Annotated in this window: 21 protein-coding genes; 8 read left to right on the top strand and 13 right to left on the bottom strand. The window is 70.9% G+C overall.

Annotation, left to right across the window (positions count from 1 at the left end):
- Positions 1–30: 30 nt before the first annotated feature.
- Positions 31–1,032: a PrsW family intramembrane metalloprotease gene (locus HWD93_RS16695; RefSeq protein ID WP_261647425.1), complete on the bottom strand. Its 1,002-nt coding sequence runs from the start codon at positions 1,030–1,032 to the stop codon at positions 31–33.
- 73 nt (positions 1,033–1,105) lie between these two features.
- On the opposite strand from HWD93_RS16695, the gene HWD93_RS16690 reads away from it, so the two are divergent.
- From HWD93_RS16690 to HWD93_RS16665, 6 genes are all read left to right on the top strand, one after another.
- On the top strand, positions 1,106–1,369 hold the full coding sequence (locus HWD93_RS16690) for a glutaredoxin family protein (protein ID WP_071295832.1): 264 nt from the start codon (positions 1,106–1,108) through the stop codon (positions 1,367–1,369).
- Between the two features lie 84 nt (positions 1,370–1,453).
- The gene (locus HWD93_RS16685; protein WP_261647424.1) at positions 1,454–2,293 is read left to right on the top strand and encodes an amidohydrolase; all 840 of its coding nucleotides are present in this window, start codon (positions 1,454–1,456) and stop codon (positions 2,291–2,293) included.
- A 41-nt stretch (positions 2,294–2,334) separates the two neighbouring features.
- Positions 2,335–3,204, top strand: coding sequence for a fumarylacetoacetate hydrolase family protein (locus tag HWD93_RS16680; protein WP_261647423.1), 870 nt, complete (start codon positions 2,335–2,337; stop codon positions 3,202–3,204).
- Positions 3,201–3,947: an SDR family NAD(P)-dependent oxidoreductase gene (locus HWD93_RS16675; protein WP_261647422.1), complete on the top strand. Its 747-nt coding sequence runs from the start codon at positions 3,201–3,203 to the stop codon at positions 3,945–3,947. The genes HWD93_RS16680 and HWD93_RS16675 overlap by 4 nt, the downstream gene beginning before the upstream one ends.
- Before the next feature lie 114 nt (positions 3,948–4,061).
- Positions 4,062–4,697, top strand: a complete 636-nt coding sequence (locus tag HWD93_RS16670) for a FadR/GntR family transcriptional regulator (protein WP_070419373.1) — start codon at positions 4,062–4,064, stop codon at positions 4,695–4,697.
- A 96-nt stretch (positions 4,698–4,793) separates the two neighbouring features.
- A complete protein-coding gene (locus tag HWD93_RS16665; RefSeq protein WP_071295836.1) occupies positions 4,794–5,072 on the top strand; it encodes a GlsB/YeaQ/YmgE family stress response membrane protein in 279 nt (92 codons plus the stop codon).
- A gap of 137 nt (positions 5,073–5,209) precedes the next feature.
- On the opposite strand, the gene HWD93_RS16660 is transcribed toward HWD93_RS16665, so the two are convergent.
- The 9 genes from HWD93_RS16660 to HWD93_RS16620 all read right to left on the bottom strand — a co-directional run bounded on the left by HWD93_RS16660 (position 5,210) and on the right by HWD93_RS16620 (position 15,536).
- Positions 5,210–6,166, bottom strand: coding sequence for an aldo/keto reductase (locus HWD93_RS16660; RefSeq protein ID WP_261647421.1), 957 nt, complete (start codon positions 6,164–6,166; stop codon positions 5,210–5,212).
- Positions 6,163–6,489, bottom strand: coding sequence for an L-rhamnose mutarotase (locus tag HWD93_RS16655; protein ID WP_092385069.1), 327 nt, complete (start codon positions 6,487–6,489; stop codon positions 6,163–6,165). Before HWD93_RS16655 ends, HWD93_RS16660 begins: the two co-directional genes overlap by 4 nt.
- Entirely contained in the window at positions 6,489–7,814 is a 1,326-nt protein-coding gene (locus tag HWD93_RS16650; RefSeq protein ID WP_261647420.1) for an alpha-L-fucosidase, read from the bottom strand. Before HWD93_RS16650 ends, HWD93_RS16655 begins: the two co-directional genes overlap by 1 nt.
- A gap of 32 nt (positions 7,815–7,846) precedes the next feature.
- Positions 7,847–8,767 (bottom strand): carbohydrate ABC transporter permease, encoded by a 921-nt coding sequence (locus tag HWD93_RS16645; protein ID WP_261647419.1) that lies wholly within the window; start codon positions 8,765–8,767, stop codon positions 7,847–7,849.
- Complete coding sequence (locus HWD93_RS16640; protein WP_070417844.1) at positions 8,760–9,728, bottom strand: carbohydrate ABC transporter permease; 969 nt, start codon at positions 9,726–9,728, stop codon at positions 8,760–8,762. Before HWD93_RS16640 ends, HWD93_RS16645 begins: the two co-directional genes overlap by 8 nt.
- Before the next feature lie 105 nt (positions 9,729–9,833).
- Positions 9,834–11,072 carry a sugar ABC transporter substrate-binding protein gene (locus HWD93_RS16635; protein WP_261647418.1) on the bottom strand — a complete coding sequence of 413 codons (1,239 nt, stop codon included), beginning with the start codon at positions 11,070–11,072 and terminating at the stop codon, positions 9,834–9,836.
- Positions 11,073–11,227: 155 nt separating this feature from the next.
- Entirely contained in the window at positions 11,228–12,562 is a 1,335-nt protein-coding gene (locus HWD93_RS16630; protein ID WP_261647417.1) for an enolase C-terminal domain-like protein, read from the bottom strand.
- A 263-nt stretch (positions 12,563–12,825) separates the two neighbouring features.
- Entirely contained in the window at positions 12,826–13,416 is a 591-nt protein-coding gene (locus tag HWD93_RS16625; RefSeq protein WP_261647416.1) for a TetR/AcrR family transcriptional regulator, read from the bottom strand.
- Between the two features lie 59 nt (positions 13,417–13,475).
- Positions 13,476–15,536 (bottom strand): MDR family MFS transporter, encoded by a 2,061-nt coding sequence (locus HWD93_RS16620; RefSeq protein ID WP_261647415.1) that lies wholly within the window; start codon positions 15,534–15,536, stop codon positions 13,476–13,478.
- A 184-nt stretch (positions 15,537–15,720) separates the two neighbouring features.
- Between HWD93_RS16620 and HWD93_RS16615 the strand changes: the two genes are divergently transcribed.
- Positions 15,721–16,701 (top strand): aminoglycoside phosphotransferase family protein, encoded by a 981-nt coding sequence (locus HWD93_RS16615; RefSeq protein WP_261647414.1) that lies wholly within the window; start codon positions 15,721–15,723, stop codon positions 16,699–16,701.
- A gap of 25 nt (positions 16,702–16,726) precedes the next feature.
- A complete protein-coding gene (locus HWD93_RS16610) occupies positions 16,727–17,146 on the top strand; it encodes a hypothetical protein (RefSeq protein WP_092385095.1) in 420 nt (139 codons plus the stop codon).
- A gap of 33 nt (positions 17,147–17,179) precedes the next feature.
- On the opposite strand, the gene HWD93_RS16605 is transcribed toward HWD93_RS16610, so the two are convergent.
- From HWD93_RS16605 to HWD93_RS16595, 3 genes are all read right to left on the bottom strand, one after another.
- Positions 17,180–18,628 (bottom strand): flotillin family protein, encoded by a 1,449-nt coding sequence (locus HWD93_RS16605; protein ID WP_070417837.1) that lies wholly within the window; start codon positions 18,626–18,628, stop codon positions 17,180–17,182.
- 145 nt (positions 18,629–18,773) lie between these two features.
- Positions 18,774–19,601 carry an ammonia-dependent NAD(+) synthetase gene (gene nadE, locus HWD93_RS16600; protein WP_139199207.1) on the bottom strand — a complete coding sequence of 276 codons (828 nt, stop codon included), beginning with the start codon at positions 19,599–19,601 and terminating at the stop codon, positions 18,774–18,776.
- Between the two features lie 39 nt (positions 19,602–19,640).
- Entirely contained in the window at positions 19,641–19,820 is a 180-nt protein-coding gene (locus HWD93_RS16595) for a hypothetical protein (RefSeq protein ID WP_070417835.1), read from the bottom strand.
- Between the last annotated feature and the right edge of the window lie 209 nt (positions 19,821–20,029).

The following is a 20,029-nucleotide window of genomic DNA, read 5'->3' as shown; positions in this document are numbered from 1 at the left end:
CCCGCGTCCGGCGGGTGGCCGGGGGCCTCGTCAGCGCGGGACGTGCGGCGGGGGCGTGCCGTCCCATCCCCCGCCGGACGGCGACGGCGACGGCGACGACGACGACGACGACGACCAGGGTGCCGGCCAGGCGGCGAGCGCGTTCGCGTCCCGGTCGAGCCGTCGGTGCCGGCGCAGCACCGTGACGAGGACCACGACCCCGACGGCCGACACGATCGCGAGCCCGATCACGTACAGAGTCGTCGCGACACCCGCGATCGACGCCGGGACGACCCCGTTCCGCGCCGCCGAGAACGGCGTCCCCGTCACGACGAACGCCAGCAGGGTCGAGATCGTCGAGTTCGAGTCCCACAACCCGTGCAGCAGGGAGACACCGACGTAGGCGACGACCGGGGCCCACGACCACCGGAACCGGTCGCGACCTCGGGCGGCCCCGAACAGGACGGCCCCGAGGATCGACGTCCACAGCACGTGCCCGACCGGGGACAGCACCGCACGGACGACCTCGGTCTGCAGCAGGGACACCAGGTCGATGCCCCGCGCGGTGATCGCCGCGTTGAACGCGTACCCCGCCGACTCGAACGCGGCGAAGCCGGCACCGACCGTCGCCCCGAGGAGTGCTCCCTGCCGAGCCGTCTTCGGGCGGACCCGCCACCCGACGAACAGCAGCAGGACGCCCTTGACGAACTCCTCGACGAACCCGACGACGATGTACACGAGGGCGTCCTGCTGGAGGTTCGCCTCGAGCAGGGACGCCCCGAGGACGCCGAGGATCCCGCCGACGAAGAACGCGACGATGAGCTGCATCGTGCTCACCGTTCCGGTCACCCGCTCGATGACGAACAGCACCACCGTGAAGGGCACGAGGAAGCTGCCGAGCAGGATGATCGTCGGGACGAGGTTCGTGTTCAGCGTCGTGATCGTGACGACGATCGTGACCACCCAGAGCAGGAACCCGACGAGGAGGGTCTTCCACCACCAGCCGTGACGGTGGTGCGGGTGAGCGGCGCGGACGTCCGTGGACAGGCTCATGGAGCCATGGTGCTCCGCGGCCGCGCCGGGGGTCACGGGAATGCGCGGGGCCCGTCGGACGTACTCTCTGGGCATGAGCGATGCATCCTTCGACAAGGTCACGATGTTCGGCGCGGACTGGTGCCGCGACTGCCGCCGTTCCAAGGCGCTGCTCGACACCCTCGGGGTGGACTACGAGTACGTCGACGTGGAGGCGGACCTGACCGCGGCCGACCGCGCCGAGGAGATCAGCGGGCGGAAGAACATCCCCGTCGTCGTGCTGCCGAACGGGAAGCACTTCGTCGAGCCGTCGGACGCCGAACTGCGCTCGGAGCTCGAGGCCGCCGGCGTCGTCTGACGCCCGGGCGCGCTCGGGCGCGCTCGGGCGTGCTCGCGCCGTTTCCCCCGCCCGGACATCGGATGAATCGGGCATGATGGCGGCGTGATCATCGACGCTCACCACCACCTCTGGGATCCGGCAGACCGTCCCTACCCCTGGATGGACGACTCGGTCGCCCCGATCCGGCGACGGTTCGACGTGGACGACCTGCGCGCGGCGACCACCGGGACCTCCGTCACGCGGACGATCGCGGTGCAGGCGGTGCACGACGCGGGCGAGACTGCCTGGCTCCTCGCGCAGCCCGCGCCGGTCGCGGGCGTCGTCGGCTGGGTGGACCTGACCGCGCCCGACGTGGCCGAGCGCGTGGCGTCGGCGTCGACCGGTCCGGGCGGCGAGCGGCTCGTCGGCATCCGCCACCAGGCACAGGACGAGCCCGACCCCGGGTGGCTCGCCCGGCCGGAGGTCGTGCGCGGCGTCCGTGCCGTCGCGCGTGCCGGCCTCGTGTTCGACCTGCTCGTGCGGGCCCGGGAGCACGACGCTGCCCTCGCCCTCGTCGATAACGTGCCCGAGGCGTCGTTCGTCCTCGACCACGCCGGCAAGCCGTCGATCGACACCGGGGACCCCTCGTGGCCGGACCGGATGCGGGACCTCGCCGTCAGGCCCAACGTGGCGTGCAAGGTCTCCGGGCTGCTCACCGAGGCGGGTGCCGACTGGCGGGAGCGGCCCGTCGCCCGGTACGCCCGCGCGGTCGTCGAGCACTTCGGCCCGGAGCGCTCGCTGTTCGGCTCCGACTGGCCGGTGTCGACGCTCGCGGCCGACTACGCCGAGGTCCTGCACACGACGAGCGATGCCCTCGCCGACCTGTCGCCGACCGAGCGCGACGCTGTGCTCCGCGGGACGGCCGAGCGGATCTACCTTGCCGGAGCCTCGACTCAGACATAGGATGTTTCCGCTGCACCGGCGCAGCAGGAGAGCGAGGAACGATGCGGTTCGCACGACTTGGCCCGGCGGGCGACGAGATCCCGGTCGCGATCGACGACGACGGCGAGGTGCTCGACCTCCGGAGCCTCACCGGTGACATCAGCGGTGGCTTCCTGGCGTCCGACCCCGGCCCCGACGCCCTCGTCCGGCACGCCCGCGCCGCCGGCGACCTGCCCGTGGTCGACCGGGCCGACGGTCTCCGGCGTGGGTCGCCCGTCGCCCGCCCCGGCAAGGTCGTCTGCATCGGCCTGAACTACCGCGACCACGCCGCCGAGACCGGCGCCGACATCCCCACCGAGCCGATCGTGTTCATGAAGGACCCGATGACGGTGATCGGCCCCGACGACGAGGTCCTCGTCCCCCGCGGCAGCACCAAGACCGACTGGGAGATCGAGCTCGCGATCGTGATCGGCACCACCGCGCGCTACTGCGCGTCCGCGGACGAGGCCGCGACGCACATCGCCGGCTACGCCATCGCCAACGACGTCTCGGAGCGCGCGTTCCAGCTCGAACGCGGCGGGCAGTGGGACAAGGGGAAGTCCTGCGAGACGTTCAACCCGCTCGGCCCGTGGCTCGTCACGCCGTCCGCGCTCGAGGCGGACGGTCTCGACCCGAACGCCCTGTCGCTGCAGCTCCGGGTGAACGGCGAGCTCCGGCAGGACGGGAGCACCCGGGACATGATCTTCCGGCCGGCCGAGATCGTCCGGTACCTGTCGCAGTTCATGGTCCTGTACCCAGGTGACGTGATCAGCACCGGCACACCCGCGGGGGTGGCCCTCGGCAGCGGTGCGCCGTACCTGCAGGCCGGCGACGTCGTCGAACTCACCGCCGAGGGCCTCGGCTCGCAGCGCCAGACGATGGGCGCAGCATGACCGCCGGGACCCACGAGGGCCTGCGCGCCGTCGTCACCGGCGGCGCCTCGGGGATCGGCGCCGCGATCGTCGCCGCGCTCCGTGACCGAGGTGCGACCGTCGCCGTGCTCGACCTGCAGCCCGCGGACGACGCCCTGTCGTTCCGCTGCGACGTCGGTGACGACACGTCCGTCCGGTCAGCGGTCGCCGACGCCGTCGAGCAGCTCGGCGGCCTCGACGTCCTGGTCAACAACGCCGGCATCGGCGCACAGGGCACCGTCGAGGACAACCCCGACGACGAGTGGCGCCGCGTGTACGAGGTGAACGTGCTCGGCGCGGTCCGGCTCTCGCGCGCGTGCCTGCCGCACCTCCGCGACTCCGACGCCGCCAGCATCGTGAACACCTGCTCGATCGCCGCCACCGCCGGGCTGCCCCAGCGCGCGCTGTACTCCGCGACGAAGGGCGCGATCGCCGCCCTCACCCGCGCCATGGCTGCCGACCACCTGCGGGAGGGCATCCGCGTCAACGCCGTCAACCCCGGCACCGCGGACACCCCCTGGGTCGCGCGGCTGCTCGAGCGCGCCGACGACCCGGCAGCGGAACGGGCGGCCCTGGAGGCACGCCAACCGCACGGACGCCTCGTCGCCCCCGAGGAGGTGGCCGAGGCCGTCGCCTACCTCACCAGCCCGCTCGCCCGGTCGACGACGGGTGTCGACCTCGCGGTCGACGGCGGGATGCAGGCGCTCCGGCTCCGGCCCGCCTGATGGGCCCTGGAGGCGCGACTATCGTCGTCGTGTCGGCTCGCGTGGGCGAGTGGCCGAGCAGGAGGTGGTGACGTGGCGTCGCTGACGGACGATGCGATCGCACGCATCCAGCAGATGATCGTGAGCGGCGAGCTCCAACCCGGGCAGCGCCTCCCGCCCGAGAAGGAGCTCAGCGAGTCCCTCGGGCTGTCGCGGAACAGCCTCCGCGAAGCGGTGAAGGCCCTCGAACTCATCCGCGTGCTCGACGTCCGGCGCGGCGACGGCACCTACGTGACGTCGCTCGAGCCGACCGTCCTGCTCGAGGCGGTGTCGTTCGTCGTCGACATGCACCACGACCGGTCGCTCGTGGACCTGCTCGAGGTCCGACGGATCCTCGAGCCCGCGTCCGCCGTCCTCGCGACCGCCCGCGCCTCGGAGCAGCAGATCGACGACCTGCACGCGCTCATGCAGTCCGTCGGCGAGGACACCGGCGTCGAGGACCTCGTCGCCCACGACCTGCAGTTCCACTCGACGATCGCGGGCATCGGCGGCAACCAGTACCTGTCCGGCCTGCTCGACGCCCTGTCGAGCAAGACCGTCCGGGTGCGGGTCTGGCGCGGCCTGACGCAGAACGGCTCCGTGCAGCGCACGCTCGACGAGCACGCGGCGATCGTGGACGCCATCCGTCGCCGCGACCCCCAGCTCGTGCAGGCGCTCGTCGTGGCGCACGTCGAGGGTGTGGAGCGCTGGCTGCGGCGCTCGCTCGACTGAACCCGGCAGTCCTCCCAGGCAGGTGCGAGTTGGGTCGGTTGTCGGCCCTGACTCCGGCAACCATGCCGCGGCAACCGCACCCACGAGGAGGAAACCGTGATCGGTCTCATCATCAGCTTGATCATCATCGGACTCATCGCCGGCGCCCTCGCGCGGCTCATCGTCCCCGGCAAGCAGCACATCTCGATCCCCATGACCATCCTGCTCGGCATCATCGGGTCGTTCGTGGGCGGGTTCCTCGGGTTCCTGATCTTCCAGCACGACCCGATGGACGGCTTCTTCCAGCCCGCCGGCATCATCGGCTCGATCATCGGCGCCGTCATCGTGCTGTTCATCTACACGCGGTTCGCTGGCCGGAGCGCCCGCACCCGCTAGTCGGACGTGGCCGGGCACGACCCGGCGCACAACCGAAGTCACCCCGAACCGCGCATCCGCGTGGTTCGGGGTGACTTTCGTTGTGCGCACGCTATCCGCGCCGGGGCGCCCGGCCGCGCCGCGCCGCGCCGCCCGCGTCAGGCGGCGAGCAGGCCCGCCGTGCGCAGGTCGTCCCAGAGCGCCTCGGGCACCGTCGCGGCCGCCCGAGCGACGTTCGAGCGCACCTGCTCCGCCGACTGCGCACCGAGGGCGATCGCCCGGACGGCAGCCGCCCGGCGCGGGAACGCGAGCGCGGCCTCCGGCAGCGTGACGCCGTGCCGTTCGCACACGTCGGCGATCGCGTTCGCCCGTTCGACGAGCGAGGCCGGCGCCACCGCGTAGTCGTACGTCGCCGAGGCGTCCGGCCGGTCCCGGCCGAGCAGCCCCGAGTTGTAGACGCCGACCGCGACCACGGCGACCCCGAGGTCCGCGCACCGTGCGACCAGCGCCGCCGCGGGCTGCTCGAGCAGCGTGTACCGCCCGGCGAGCATGACCACGTCGCACATGCCGGTGGAGACCGCTGCCTCGAGGGCCTCGACGGAATTCGACCCGACGCCCACCGCACGCACCACTCCCTCGTCCCGGAGCTCGACGAGCGTCGGCAGCGCCTGGCTCAGCCCGTCCCGCAGCGAGTACACGTCCGGGTCGTGCAGGTAGGCGATGTCCACGTGGTCGAGCCCGAGGCGACCGAGGGACTCGTCGAGTGACCGCCGCACGCCCGACGGCGAGGGATCCCACTGCCGGACCAGGTCGTCCGGCACCGCGAACCCGCCGGAGTCCAGGTCGTCCCCGTCGCCCCGCCCGGGCACGAGCAGGCGTCCGACCTTCGTCGACACCAGGTAGTCGGACCGCGGCCGCTCGGCGAGTGCCGCTCCGAGCCGTCGCTCGGACAGCCCGAGTCCGTAGTGCGGCGCGGTGTCGAAGCCGCGGACCCCGGCCTCCCACGCGGTGTCGACCGTGGCCCGCGCCTCGTCGTCGGACACCTCGCGCAGCAGGTTGCCGATCCCCGCACCACCGAACCAGAACGGTCCGCGGTCGAGGTCCGGGGCCGTCACGCGTCCACCTGGTCCGCGAGCGACCACACCCGGGGGATGCCGTCGTCGCCGCCGGAGTAGTCGTCGTCCGCCTCGAGCAACGGGTTCACGACCGCCTGCCACTCGGCGTTCACGGGGTCGTCGGCGAGCGCCTTCCGCATCGCCCGGTAGTCGTCGACCTCGACGAGGTGCACGAGGTCCTGCCCGTCCCGCCAGATCGTCCAGTCCTGCACCCCGGCCGCGCGGAGCCGTGCCGCCAGCGCGGGCGGGACCGAGGTGTGCACGCGTTCGTACGCCGCCTCGCTCCCCGCCCGCAGCCGGGTCCTCGTCAGGATGCGCTGCATCAGTCGCGCAGGAAGAGCTCGACCACGGGCACCGCCACGTCCGGCCGGACGATCGGCAGGGTGAGCGTCAGCGTCCCCGCGGGCTGTCCACCGAGGCCGGTGTTCTGCGCCCGGGTGCCGGGCGCGATCTCGCGGTAGTGGATCTCCGACGCGTCGTTCAGGAGTTGGGCGTACTCGACCCGGCCGGCGAGGTCGGCGAGGTGCACGTGCTCGAACGGCCACGTGAAGAGGTGCAGGTACAGCCGGTTCCCGTTCTGCGTGTAGACGGTGCCCGCCGGCGCCCGGAACATCGACGGCCCGGCGCCGTACACCGACCGCGCGTGCTGGTGCATCCACGTGCCGATCCCGGCGAGCGCCGTCCGGGCGACCCCGTCGAACTCGCCACGACCGGTCGGCCCGACGTTGAGGAGCATGTTCCCGTTGTTCGAGACCCCGTCGACGAGCATGCGCACGAGCAGGTCGGTGCTCTTGACGTTCAGGTTGTCGCGGTCGTACCCCCACGAGCCGTTGAGGGTCTGGCAGGCCTCCCACGGCACCTGGACGCCGTCGACCTCCATCGGCTTGTCCGGCTGGTACTGCTCCGGCGTGACGATGTCGCCGGGCAGGTCGAGCCGGTCGTTGACGATGATGCCGGGCTGGAGCCGCTTGGTCAGCGCCAACAGCTCCTCGGAGCCCCAGTCGTCGCGGCCCTTGCCGCCCCAGATGTCCTCGTGGTCGTTGTCGCGGTACGAGAAGTCGTAGAACAGGTAGTCGATCCGCCCGTAGTCGGACAACAGCTCCGTCACCTGCCCGTGCAGGTAGTCCCGGTAGCGCGCCATGTCCCGGCCCTCGTTCAACGCGGCGATCGCCTCGTCGCCGTCGTCCCGCCTCGGGTGCACGCCGTCGATCGTGAAGTCCGGGTGGTGCCAGTCGATGAGCGAGTGGTAGAACCCGACCCGCAGTCCCTCGGCGCGGACGGCGTCGACGAACTCGCGCACGATGTCGCGGCCGAACGGGGTGTTCGTGGACTTGTAGTCGGTCAGTGCGCTGTCCCAGAGTGCGAAGCCCTCGTGGTGCTTCGTGGTGAGGACGACGTACTTCATGCCCGCCTCACGTGCTCGTCGCGCCCAGTCGGCGGCGTCGAACAGGTCCGGGTCGAAGTGGTCGAAGTACTTCTGGTAGTCGGCGTCGGTGATCCGCTCGCGGTTCTTCACCCACTCGTGCCGTGCCGGCAGGGCGTAGAGCCCCCAGTGGATGAACATGCCGAACCGGTCGTGGGTGAACCACGCGGGCAGGCCGGAGGGATCGGTCGCGGTCTGCGGCTCTGCAGGTGCGGTGATGGTCATGTGGCCAGTGTTCCTTTCACGAGTACAGCACGTCACCGGCCGCCGAGGCCGCTGGTGACGATGCCCTTGACGAGGTGCTTCTGCAGCAGGACGAGGAGGATCACGGTGGGGAGCATCGAGATCACCGAGGCCGCCATCACGAGGTTCCACTCGGACCCCTGCTGCCCGAAGAACTGCTGCAGGCCGAGCGGGATCGTGCCGTGGGCTTCGACGTCGTTGACCACGACGAGCGGCCAGAGGAACGAGTTCCAGTAGGAGATGAACGAGAAGACCGCGAGCACGGCCATCGTCGGCCGGGCGAGCGGCAGCATCACCGAGACGAAGGTCCGGATGGCGCCGGCGCCGTCGACGCGTGCTGCGTCGTCGAGCTCCTGCGGCACGGTGAGGAAGAACTGCCGGATGAGGAACGCGCCGAGCGCCGTGAACGCCCACGGGACGATGAGGGCCTGGAAGGTGTCCACCCACCCGAAGCCCTGCATCATCACGTACATCGGGATGACGAGGACGTCCTGCGGGATCATCAGCGTCACGAGGAAGAGCAGGAACACGGTGTTCCGTCCCCGCCAGCGCAGCCGCGAGAACGCGTACCCGGAGAGCACGGCCACGACGACGTTGATCACGGTGCCGGCGGCCGCCACGAAGATTCCGTTCAGGATGAAGCGGGCGAACGGCAGGTAGGTTAACGCCTGGACGTAGTTGTCCCACTCGAGCGAGCGTCCCCAGAGCGTCGGCGGCGTGGTGAACACCTGGTCCGCCGGCTTGAGGCTCGTCGCCACCATGTAGATGAGCGGCGAGACGAAGAGCAGCGCGACGAGGCAGAGGAGCGCGTAGCCGATCGCGTGCCGGAGCCGTCCGGGCCGGGGAGCCGAGGCGGTCCGGGGCACGGACCGCGGGTTGACCGTGCGGTTCGACGTCGTGAACCCGCTCGTGCGGGGCTTGGTCAGCTCACTCATAGTGCACCCACCGCTTCTGCCCGAGGAACTGGACGGCCGTGATCCCGAGGATGATGACGAACAGCACCCAGGCACCGGCGGAGGCCAGCCCGAGCTGCTGGTTCTGGAAGCCCGTGTTGTAGATGTACTGCACGAGGGTCTCCGTCGCCGTGCCCGGTCCGCCCTTGGTGAGGACGAACGGCTGCACGAACACCTGGAACGAGGTGATCAGCGTCATCATCGTGGCGAAGAACACCGACGGCGAGATGAGTGGGAACTTGATCGCCCAGAACGTCTGCCACGCGTTCGCGCCGTCGAGCTGCGACGCCTCGATCTGGTTCTCGGGCACGGCGTCGAGGGCCGCCGAGAAGATGAGCATGTTGTACCCGAAGCCCTGCCAGACGCTCATCGCGACGATGGCCAGCATCGCCCAGTGCTCGTCGGCGAGGAAGTTCGGCGCGTGCACGCCGACCGTCGACTGCAGGGAGGCGTCGATCGCGCCGCCCGGCTGGTAGAGCATCCGCCAGACAACGACGTTCGCGACGATCGGCGTGATGGTCGGGATGAAGAACAGCACGCGGAAGACGTGTCGACCGGCGATCCGCGGTGTCAGCCAGGCGGCGAGCCCGAGCGACACGACGAGGTTGAGCGGCACGTACAGCACCACGAACAGGGCCGTGTTGAGCGTCACCGTCCGGAACACCGGGTCGGCGAAGAGCCTGGCGTAGTTCTCGATGCCGGCGAAGCTGCGCTCGCCGAGCATCGGCCAGTTCATGAAGCTGACGACGAGGGAGGCGATGATCGGGAACGCCGTGAAGACGACCAGCCCGATGGAGTGCGGCGCGGCGAAGGCGGCGCCCCACCACGAGCGCCGACCGACGACGCCGTCGGCGTCACCGCCCTTGGGCCGGGGCGTCGCGGTGCCCGTCGCGACCGCGGTCGCGACGGCGGGGACCGCCGGTGGATCCTGGATGGTGGTCATGCGACGACCTCCTCGTCGTTCGCGGGTGCTTGCTGTCGGGGTGGCGGACTGGAGGCGCGGGGCGGGGTCGACCCGCGCCTCCCGTCCGTCAGTCGGTCGCGTCGGTCACTGCGTGCCGAGCTGACCGGCGATCGAGGACATCGTGTCCTTGCCGGACGTCTGTCCGTTGACCGCCTGGAGCGCGTACTGCGTGAAGAGCTGGCCCAGCTGGTCGCTCTGCTTGTTGCCCGGCAGCGGCGAGGACTTGGCGAGGGCCGCCTTGAGCGCGGTCTCGGCCCCGTCGATGCCGGCGCTGGAGTACCACGCGTCCTGCGCCGCGGTGCGGGCCGGGAAGGCACGCCCCTGCTCGGCGAGGGACGTCAGGACCTTCTCGCTGGTCATCGTCTGGACGGCCTTGAACGCCTGCTCCGGGTACTTGCACTGCTTCGAGACACCGAAGCCGGAACCGGCGGCGAAGGTCGACGGGCCCGAGGTCCCGGCCGGCAGCGTCGTGACGCCGAGGTCGAACTTCACCTTGGCCTTCTGGCTGATCAGCGACCACGGACCGTCCGTGTACATCGCGACCTTGCCGGCGGCGAAGTCGTTGCCGGGCGTCGAGGTGTCCGACGACGCCTGGGTCGCGTAGCCCTTCTTCACCAGGCTCGCGAGCCAGTCCAGGCCGTCCGCGAACTTCGTGTCGGTGGCGTCGATCTTGCCGGCCTTCGTGATCACCCGGCCGCCGTTGTAGCCGTAGATCATCGACTCGATGTTGAGGTCGCCCACGGTCGAGCCGAATTCGGTGATGCCCTTCGCCTTGAGCGCCTCGCCGGCCTGCTCGAAGTCGTCGGTGGTCCACCCGGGCTCGGGGTCGGCCACGCCGGCCTGCTTGAAGAGGTCCTTGTTGTAGAACATCAGGATGGGCCCGGTGTCGTACGGCAGACCGTAGAGCTTGCCGTCGACCTTCATGCCGTCGAGCGCCGTGCTGTCGTACGCCGACAGGTCGAGGCCGTCTTTCTTCGCGAGGTCGTCGAGCGACAGGAGCGATGACGTGTAGTTCGCCGCGCGGAGGGACTGCATGCTCACGATGCACTGGGCGCTGCCGGCGCTGAGCTGCGTGCTGAGCTTCGTGAAGTAGTTCTCGAACGGGGCGCCCTGGATCGTCAGGGTGATGCCGTCCTCGCTCTTCACGGTGTCGGCGACCTTCTGCCAGGCGGCCTTGTCCTCCTTCCCCGCGATCCACATGGACCAGGTCATGGCGTCCTTGGACTGGCTGCCGCCGGCACTGCTGCCGGAGGAACAACCAGCGAGGACGAGCGCGGTGGCGGCGGCTGCCGCCAGCCCCGCGACGATTCGGCGTCGGTGCATCGGAGTCTCCACTTCGTCGTGGTGATCAGGGTGGGGGGGTCGGTTCGGGAGGAACGTGGTGCGGGTCAGGGTCGTCGGGCGTCGCGATCGGGGTGCGTCAGGCGACGCGGACGGGGTCGGTGTGCGTCAGGCGACGCGGACGGGGTCGGGGTGCGTCAGGCGACGCGGACGGCGTCCGGGACGCTCGCGTCGACGGCGGCCCAGACCGGGCCGTCGGGGAACGCGTGGTCCTCGAGCGTGGCGGCATGCATCTCGGTGCCCGCGCCGGGAGCGGTGGGCGGCCAGTAACGGCCGTCGTGCACGTCGACCGGTGTCACGAAGTGCTCGTGCAGGTGGTCGACGAACTCGATGCAGCGGGTGTCGAGGTCTCCGGTGAGCGCGACGGCGTCGAACATCGAGAGGTGCTGCACCGCCTCGCACAGACCGACCCCGCCGGCGTGCGGGCAGACGCGGACGCCGTACTTGGCGGCGAGGAGCAGGATCGCGAGGTTCTCGTTCACCCCGGCGACCCGCGTGGCGTCGATCTGGAGCACCGACATCGCGTCCGCCTGGATGAGCTGCTTCGCGATCACACGGTTCGCCATGTGCTCCCCCGTCGCCACCGGGATCGGTGCGATGCGGCGGGCGATCTCGGCGTGTCCGAGGACGTCGTCGGGGCTCGTGGGCTCCTCGACCCACGCGATGTCGAACGGGCGGAGCCGCTCGATCCACGTGACCGCCTCGTCGACGTCCCAGCGCTGGTTGGCGTCGATCGCGATCCGGATGTCCGGACCGACCGTGGCGCGGGCGATCCCGAGCCGTCGGACGTCCTCGTCGATGTCCCCGCCGACCTTGAGCTTGATCTGGGTGAAGCCCTCGTCGACGGCCTCGCGGCAGAGGCGGGCGAGCTTCTCGTCGTCGTAGCCGAGCCAGCCGGGGGTGGTGGTGTACGCCGGGTAGCCCTCGTGCTCGAGGCGGCGTCGGCGCTCGGCACGGAGCGGTACGGCGGCCTCGAACAGCTCCCGTGCGTCGGCCGGGGTGATGGCGTCGGAGAGGTACCGGAAGTCCACCAGGTCGACGAGCTCGTCCGGGCTGAGGTCGGCGAGCAGCGCCCAGAGCGGCTGCCCGGCACGCTTCGCCCGGAGGTCCCAGAGGGCGTTCACCACGGCGCCGATCGCCATGTGCATCACGCCCTTCTCGGGCCCGAGCCACCGGAGCTGCGAGTCGTGGACGAGCGTGCGCCACGTCCCGCCCATGTCCGAGAGGACCGATTCGGCGTCCGCGCCGACGACGTGCTCGCGGAGGGCGGCGATCGCTGCTTCCTGCACCTCGTTGCCGCGGCCGATCGTGAAGACGAAGGCGGTGCCGACGTGCCCGTCCAGGGCGTCGGTCGCGATCTCGACGTAGGCGGCGGAGTAGTCGGGCGCCGGGTTCATGGCGTCGGATCCGTCGTGGTCCCGGGAGGTCGGGAACCGGACGTCGCGGACGCGCAGACCGGTGATGCGGCTCATCGTGTCTCCTACCCGTTCGGTCTCCGTCGGCCGAACGGACTCATCGAAACATCCTATGTCTCCGCTGTCAAGGTCCAATTTCTGGATGTTTCAGCCACGATGCGCGGTGAGTGATCGGATGACAGCACGCGACGGCAGGCAGACAGACAGGAGGCGCGGTGCGGGTCGGACCCGCACCGTCACTCCGGACACGGCCGCCACACCGCTGGCGTGTCGCGCCGGCACCGGCCGGTGGGGCCCCCTCCTGGACGTGGTCGCGCTGCTCAGACGGCGGCGAGCCGCCCCATCTCCGCGACCACGCCGCGGAGCCGGTCCGCCAGCTCGTCGCGGGACGCGACCGAGAACCGGTGCGCGACCTCGATGACGGCGGCCATGACGAGCGTGACGGCGGTCCGCGCCGACTCGGCGTCGGTGCGTTCGGCGGCGACCTCGACGATCGCCGACCGGGCCTCGGCCATCCACTGCAGCATCGTCGGGACCATCTCGGGCCGCGCCTGCACGAGCGACTTCATCCGGCGGCGGTCCTCGGGCAGGGTCACGGTCTGCGCGACGAGGTCGCAGAGGTCGGACACGAGCGTGCCCGCACCGGCGAGGAAGGTCGCGCGGGCGGGGTCCGGGACGGTGGTCGCGGGGAGGCCGAGGGCGGCATTGCCCTTGGACGGGAAGTAGTTGAAGAACGTGCGGGGCGAGACGCCGGCGGCGGCGCAGATCTCCTCGACCGTGACGCCGGCGAGCCCGCGATCGGTGACGAGCTCGAGCGCGGACCGGTGGATGGCGGCCCGGGTCTGCTGCTTCTTGCGCTCCCGCAGGCCGCTGTCGCCGGGGGCGGGGGCGGGGGCTTCGGTGGTGGTCACGTGGTGGCTCCTCGGACGGACGACGGGGCCTCCCGCGGTGGCGGGAGGCCCCGTGCGGCCTAGCGGTCCGACGCGCCCCGCTGGACGGGGATCGAACCGGTGACGGGAGCGGTCGGCGAGCCCATGGTGTCGGCGGCCTTGACCGCCTGGACCTCGAGGCCGTCAGCCGTGCCCTCGTTGTCCGCCTGCTCCTGCAGGGCCGAGCTCTTGCGGAGCGGCGGCGCCTTGAAGAACCAGCTCAGGACGAAGGCGAGCAGGATGACCGCGAAGCCGACCCAGTAGACCGTGACGGCCGACGAGTTGAACCCGGTCATGAAGGGCCTGGTGAGCGCGGCGTCCGCACCGTTCAGGTAGGACGTGTCGCTCGTCTCGCTGCTCGACGCGCCCTTGTCGCTCGTGCCCTTGTCGATCTGCTTCGACAGCGCCGGGGCGAGGTCGTCCACCCAGTACGTGCGCTGGGCCGAGTCGGACCAGTCGACGACGAGCTTGCCGTCCTGCACGGACGCGTGGGCCTTGTCGGCGGCGGCGGTGAGCGCCTGCTGCTGCACGGCCTCGGGAGCGCCGGCCGTGGCCTGGGTCACCTGCGCGGTGGCCTGGTCGAGCCCGGACTGGACCTGCTGCTTGATCGGGGTGACGATCGGGTTCCAGATCTGGTCCATGACGCCCTGGTTCGCCTTGGCACTGGCGACCGTCGGGTTGAGCGCGGCGTCGAGCGCGCCGGTCAGGTTCTTCTGGTCGGCCGTGGCGTGCAGGATGTTCGCCGGCATGATCGAGAACAGGACGCTCAGGAGCACCGCGGTGCCGAGCGTTCCACCGATCTGGCGGAAGAACGTCGCCGAGCTGGTCGCCACACCCATGTCACGCGGCTGCACGGAGTTCTGCGAGGCGAGGGTGATGCTCTGCATGAGCTGGCCGAGGCCGAGCCCGATGAGGAACATGCCGATCATCAGGAACCAGAGCGGCTTGTCGATGGTCATGAACGTCAGGACGACGTAGCCGAGCGAGACGAGCGCGGTGCCGATCACCGGGAAGATCCGGTACTTGCCGGTGCGGGCGACGATCTGGCCGGAGGCGATCGAGGCGATCATGAGCCCACCGATCATCGGCAGGGTCGCGAAGCCGGACTCGGTCGGGGTGAGACCCGTGACGATCTGCAGGTACAGCGGGATGGTCAGCATGGCGCCGAACATCGCGAAGCCCACGAGGAAGCCGAGGATCGTGGCCATCGAGAAGACGCCCGAGCGGAAGAGCTTCAGCGGGATGATCGCGTCGTCCTTCATGAGCGTCTCGATGACGAGGAAGGCGACCAGGCCGAGGGCACCGATGACGTAGCAGGCGATCGCGGCGGCCGAGCCCCAGCCCCAGGTGCGGCCCTGTTCGGCCACGAGCAGGAGCGGGACGAGGGTCACGATGACCGAGGTCGCGCCCCACCAGTCGATGCGCGGCTTCGCCTTGGCGTCGCCGAACTTCGGCAGGTGCAGGAACGCGATGACCATGAGGAGCGCCGCGATGCCGATCGGGACGTTGATCAGGAAGACCCAGCGCCAGCCGGTGACGCCGAGGATGGTCGACGCGCCGGAGAAGAGCCCGCCGATGAGCGGACCGATGACCGAGGAGATGCCGAAGACGGCCAGGAAGTACCCCTGGTACTTCGCGCGCTCGCGGGGAGCGAGGATGTCACCCATGATCGCGAGCGGCAGGGACATCAGCGCACCGGCACCGATGCCCTGGAAGGCACGGAACGCGGCGAGCATGATCATCGACATCGACATGGTCGAGAGCAGCGAGCCGATGATGAAGACCGCGATGCCGAAGATGTAGAGGGGACGACGGCCGAAGACGTCGGAGAGCTTGCCGTAGATCGGCGTGGTGATCGTCGACGCGATCAGGTACGCCGTGGTGACCCAGGCCTGCTGGTCGAGACCGTGCAGGTCGTCGCCGATGGTGCGGATGGCCGTGCCGACGATCGTCTGGTCGAGCGACGAGAGGAACATGCCGGCCATGAGGCCGTAGATGACGAGGAGGATCTGGCGGTGCGACATGATCGGCTTCCCCGGCTGGCCGGCCGGGGAGCTCGGTCGTCCGCGCGACACCTCGACGGGTGCGGTGGCAGTAGACATGGGGGTCCTTCAGGGGTGCGTGTGGTGGTCGTGGTCGCGAGGGACGCCAGGGCGTCGTGGCGGGCCGGTGACGGCGGGTCAACCTTGCAGACGCTGCAACTTTACACCACGAGCACCTTTGCTACCAACGCAATCTTTCCCATTGTGCATGTTTGTGAACGCCTCCTCAGGTACCGTGGGCCGGATGGGGCGGACGACGTGGAGCGATGTGCCGGCAGTCCTGCGGGAGCGCATCGAGACGGTGCTCGGGGGCGCGGTGGCACAGGCCGAGTCACAGGCGGGTGGGTACTCCCCCGGTGGCGCCGACCGGGTGGTCACCGGGGACGGTCGACGAGCGTTCGTGAAGACGCTCTCTCGGTCGCGGAACCCGGACGGCTTCGGGATGCACGAGCGCGAGGCCGAGGTCATGGGCCACCTGCCCGGTGCCGTGCAGGCGCCTCGGCTGATCGACACCGTGCGCGAGACCGTCGACGGCGACGACTGGATTGCCCTCGTCATCGAGGACGTGGACGGACACCACCCCGGCACGGCGGGCGACGGGTCCGACGTCACCGCAGTGCTCGACGCACTCGACACGCTGCCGACCGCCACCGGGACGCTCGCACAGCTCCCGCGCGTCGCGGACGACCTCGTCGAGGACTTCGGCGCCTGGGACCGGATGGCCGCTTCAGGCTTCCCCGACGTCGTCCCGGCGCACGTGGTCGCCGCTGCCCCTGCGATGGCGCGGGCGGCACGCGACGCCGCGGCGGCCGTCGACGGAGGTTCCCTGGCGCACGTCGACTGCCGCGCCGACAACCTGCTCGTCGACGCGGACGGTGTCGTCTGGGTCATCGACTGGCCGTGGGCGGCCGTCGGCGCGCACTGGCTCGACCCGCTCACCTACCTGCTCGACGTGCTGGTGCGCGGCGAGGACACCGACGTCGAGCTCCACCTCGCCACCCACCGGGTGTTCGCGGGGGTGCCGGCGTCGAGCGTGGACGCGGTCCTCGCCGGGCTCGCCGGGACGTTCTTCGAGAAGGCGTCACGCCCGGCGATCCCGCACATGCCGACGCTCCGGGACTTCCAACGACGTGAGGGGCTGGCGGCCGCCGAGTGGCTGCTGCGACGGTGGGGAGGACTGCCGCCGGGGGGAGCGCCCACGTACCCCGCTGTCCAGGAAGCGTGATCCGGTCGAGCGTACCGTCCCGCTCATGACTGACGAGCACGAAGGCCAGCGTCCGGAAGACGATGCTGCGCGGCTCGGACTCGTCGTCGTCGGCGAGGCAGCAGCACTGCACTCGGGCGACGAGGCGGCCCTGGACGCGAGCGAGCAGAACATCCGCGACACCATCGACGAGATGATCGACGAACCGTTGACCGAACGGCAGGAGCAGGTGGTCGAACGACTGGCGTCGGCCGGGGGCACGCTCACCGCGGGTCTCAGCGGTGCCCTCGCCGCGCAGACCGGCCGGAGCGTCGACGACATCCTCGAGGGAGCCGCCCGCAGCGTCGTCTGGCAGCAGCGCCTGGCGGACCAGCGCCGGGACGGACACGACGGTTCCGGTGAGCGCGAGGACGCTGGCGGCCAGCAGCGCGACCGCCGCGACGACGACGGGCGCGACGAGGACTGACCCCCGCCGCGCCCGCACCGGACGACGGATCGGCTACTCGGCCGCCGCGGACTCCTGCTCACGCACGACGGCGCGGGCTGCGGCCTGCCCCGTCGTGGTGCTCTTGACGATGTCGCTCAGCGTGAAGCCGGCCGTCGTCCCGAGCAGGGCGTCGACCTCGCTGAACTGACTGACCACGCTCTTCGAGAGCGCTCCGGCGCCGTCGGAGGACACGACGGTCAGCTTGTCGATGTTGCCCATCGGCGCCGCGAGCTCGCGGGCGATGCTCGGCAACGTTTCGATCGCCTTCACCCGGAGGACGGCCTCGGAGTGCTGGGCGAGTGCGTCCGCCTGCGCCTTCGTGGCGTCGGCCTCGGCCTGGCCCTTGGCGCGGATCGCGTCGGCGGCGGCTTCACCCTCGGCGCGGGAGGCGTCGGCCGCGAGCTTGCGGGCCTCGGACTCGGCCTGGGCCTCGGCGGCGATCGCCTCGGCCGAGATGCGTCGGGCCTCGGCCTGGGCACGTGCGGTCTCGACCTGGGCAGCGGCGGCCGCCTCGGCCTCGACGCGGGTCTTGCGCGCCTGCGCCTCGGCCACCGCGGAGACCTCGGACTCGAGCTCGGCACGGCGGAGTTCGGCACGCTTCTGCGCGGTCAGCTGCTCCTGCTCGACGACGCCCTGCGCCGCGCGGGCCTGGGCGAGCGGGCCAGCGGCGGCGGCTTCGGCGGAGGCACGGTCGGCGTCGAGCTGCAGGGCGGCCCGACGGATCGCGAGGGTGTTCTCCGCCTCGGCGATGGCCTGGTCGGCCGTGGCACGGGCCTCACGCGCTTCGCGGTCGGCCTGGGCCTCGGCGTTCTCGGCCTCGAGCCGGACCCGCGCGCGCTCGGCACGTCCGAGGTCGCTGATGTAGTCGTTGCGGTCCGAGATGCCCTTGATCTCGAACGAGTCGACGTCGAGTCCCTGGCTGTGCAGGGCGTCCTTCGCGACGTCGAGCACGGCGACGGTGAGCTGGTCGCGGTTGCGGATGATGGTCGACACGTCGGTCGCACCGATCGACGCACGGAGCGAACCCGACAGGACCTCGCGCGCGAAGTCGTCGATCTTCTTCTCCTGGCCGAGGAACCGCTGCGCGGCGGCCCGGATCGACGCGTCGGCCTCGCCCACCTTGACGAGCGCCACGGCCTCGACGTCGATGGTCACGCCGCGGGAGTCCTGCGCGTTCACGTTGATGTCGATCGCGCGCGAGCTCAGCGAGATCTTGGCGACGCGCTCGAAGAACGGCCGGACCAGGACACCGGCGCCGAGGACGACCTTGATCCCGGACTCGACCGTCTCGGTGCCGTCAGGGTTCTTCACCTTGCGGGAGCGCTTGCCGGTGATGATGAGCGCTTCGTCGGCGCCGGCGTTGCGGTAGACGAGCTTCGCGTAGATCAGCACGATGACCGCCAGGACGACGACCCCCACGACGATCAGCGGGACGGCTCCGAGCGCGAACAGGACTTCCATGACTCCCCCTCGTGGAACAGGCCGCAGCCTGGATTCCGCATCTGTTGTTCCGTTGGCTCCCATCGTAGGAGAACGCACGGACAGACAGGAGGCGCGGTGCGGGACGGCCCCGCACCGCGCCTCCTGGACGGGGTCGCGTCAGCGCCTACGCGCCCGCACGCCACCAGTCGTCGAAGGGCGTCGCCGGGACCTGGCGCTTGTGCTCCGTCGCCCGGTAACGCGACTCGATCGCCTCGGCGACCTCGATCGGCACGTCGTGGCCCTGCAGGTACGCGTCGATCTCGGCGTACGACAGCCCGAGGTTCGCCTCGTCCGTCTGGCCGGGCGTCTCGTCGAGCAGGTCGGCGGTGGGGGCCTTCTCGTACAGGCGGGCCGGGGCGCCGAGGTGCTCGAGCAGCTGCCGGCCCTGGCTCTTCGACAGCCCGGTGAGCGGGGTGAGGTCGACACCGCCGTCGCCGTACTTCGTGAAGAAGCCGGTCACGGCCTCGGCCGCGTGGTCGGTCCCGACGACGAGGAGCCCCCGCTGCCCGGCGACGGCGTACTGCGCGACCATCCGCATCCGGGCCTTGACGTTGCCCTTCACGAAGTCGCTCAGCTCCACCCCCGAGGCCGCGGTGTCCTGCACGACCCCGTCGACACCGTGCTCGATGTTGACGGTGATGCCCGGGTCGGCCGCGATGAACTGCAGCGCGAGCTGGGCGTCGTCCTCGTCGGCCTGCACGCGGTACGGCATGCGGACGGTGGTGAACTCGGCGGGGTGCCCCTCGGCGCGGAGCGACTCGACGGCGAGCTGGGTCAGGCGTCCGGCGAGCGTCGAGTCCTGGCCGCCGCTGATCGCGAGCAGGTAGCCCTTGGCACCGGTGGTGAGCAGGTAGTCCCGGAGGAACCCGACGCGACGGGCGATCTCCTGCTCCGGGTCGATGGTCGGCTGGACGTTGAGGTCCGCTGCGATGGCGGCTTGGAGTTCACGCACCACCCCAGTATCCCGCTGCATCCGCCGCGTGCACAGGGTTCAGTGGACGCGATCCGCGCCGACCGGACGGATGGTGTTGTCGTGGTCGGCCCCGATCGCACAGGTGCAGACGACGCCGATGGTCTCCTGCGCCCGGGTGAGGACGAATCGTTCGACGTGCGGGGGCCCGACGTGGCGGTCGAGCGGGTGGGTGTCGTGGTCGTGCACGGTGGTCCTCACGTCGCGGTCGGAAGCGGTCGGAAGCGGTCGGAAGCGGTGGATCGAGTCGGCCGGCCGGGAGGGGCCGGCGGCGGGACGAGGGGTGCCGGTGCGGTGGTGGCCCGAACCACCACCGCACCGGCGGGACCGCGGCGACCCGAACGCGCCGCGGACCCGGACGGGCGCCGGTACCCGCCGGCGCCCGTCCGGGTCAGGCTCGACGCATGCGC

Origin of the sequence: Curtobacterium sp. C2H10, assembly GCF_025407985.1 — a bacterium.
Lineage (GTDB): Bacteria > Actinomycetota > Actinomycetes > Actinomycetales > Microbacteriaceae > Curtobacterium.
Note: the sequence above shows the minus strand (reverse complement) of the source record. Positions and strands in the feature narration are given on the sequence as shown.

Bases quoted from the DNA above. Each gene is read 5' to 3' on its own strand.
- HWD93_RS16695 (WP_261647425.1), bottom strand. From the start codon at position 1,032: ATGAGCCTGTCCACGGACGTCCGCGCCGCTCACCCGCACCACCGTCAC.
- HWD93_RS16650 (WP_261647420.1), bottom strand. From the start codon at position 7,814: ATGACCATCACCGCACCTGCAGAGCCGCAGACCGCGACCGATCCCTCC.
- HWD93_RS16635 (WP_261647418.1), bottom strand. From the start codon at position 11,072: ATGCACCGACGCCGAATCGTCGCGGGGCTGGCGGCAGCCGCCGCCACC.
- HWD93_RS16615 (WP_261647414.1), top strand. From the start codon at position 15,721: ATGGGGCGGACGACGTGGAGCGATGTGCCGGCAGTCCTGCGGGAGCGC.
- HWD93_RS16605 (WP_070417837.1), bottom strand. From the start codon at position 18,628: ATGGAAGTCCTGTTCGCGCTCGGAGCCGTCCCGCTGATCGTCGTGGGG.
- HWD93_RS16690 (WP_071295832.1), top strand. From the start codon at position 1,106: ATGAGCGATGCATCCTTCGACAAGGTCACGATGTTCGGCGCGGACTGG.
- HWD93_RS16620 (WP_261647415.1), bottom strand. From the start codon at position 15,536: ATGTCTACTGCCACCGCACCCGTCGAGGTGTCGCGCGGACGACCGAGC.
- HWD93_RS16655 (WP_092385069.1), bottom strand. From the start codon at position 6,489: ATGCAGCGCATCCTGACGAGGACCCGGCTGCGGGCGGGGAGCGAGGCG.
- HWD93_RS16645 (WP_261647419.1), bottom strand. From the start codon at position 8,767: ATGAGTGAGCTGACCAAGCCCCGCACGAGCGGGTTCACGACGTCGAAC.
- HWD93_RS16680 (WP_261647423.1), top strand. From the start codon at position 2,335: ATGCGGTTCGCACGACTTGGCCCGGCGGGCGACGAGATCCCGGTCGCG.
- HWD93_RS16670 (WP_070419373.1), top strand. From the start codon at position 4,062: ATGATCGTGAGCGGCGAGCTCCAACCCGGGCAGCGCCTCCCGCCCGAG.
- HWD93_RS16675 (WP_261647422.1), top strand. From the start codon at position 3,201: ATGACCGCCGGGACCCACGAGGGCCTGCGCGCCGTCGTCACCGGCGGC.
- HWD93_RS16610 (WP_092385095.1), top strand. From the start codon at position 16,727: ATGACTGACGAGCACGAAGGCCAGCGTCCGGAAGACGATGCTGCGCGG.
- HWD93_RS16640 (WP_070417844.1), bottom strand. From the start codon at position 9,728: ATGACCACCATCCAGGATCCACCGGCGGTCCCCGCCGTCGCGACCGCG.
- HWD93_RS16630 (WP_261647417.1), bottom strand. From the start codon at position 12,562: ATGAGCCGCATCACCGGTCTGCGCGTCCGCGACGTCCGGTTCCCGACC.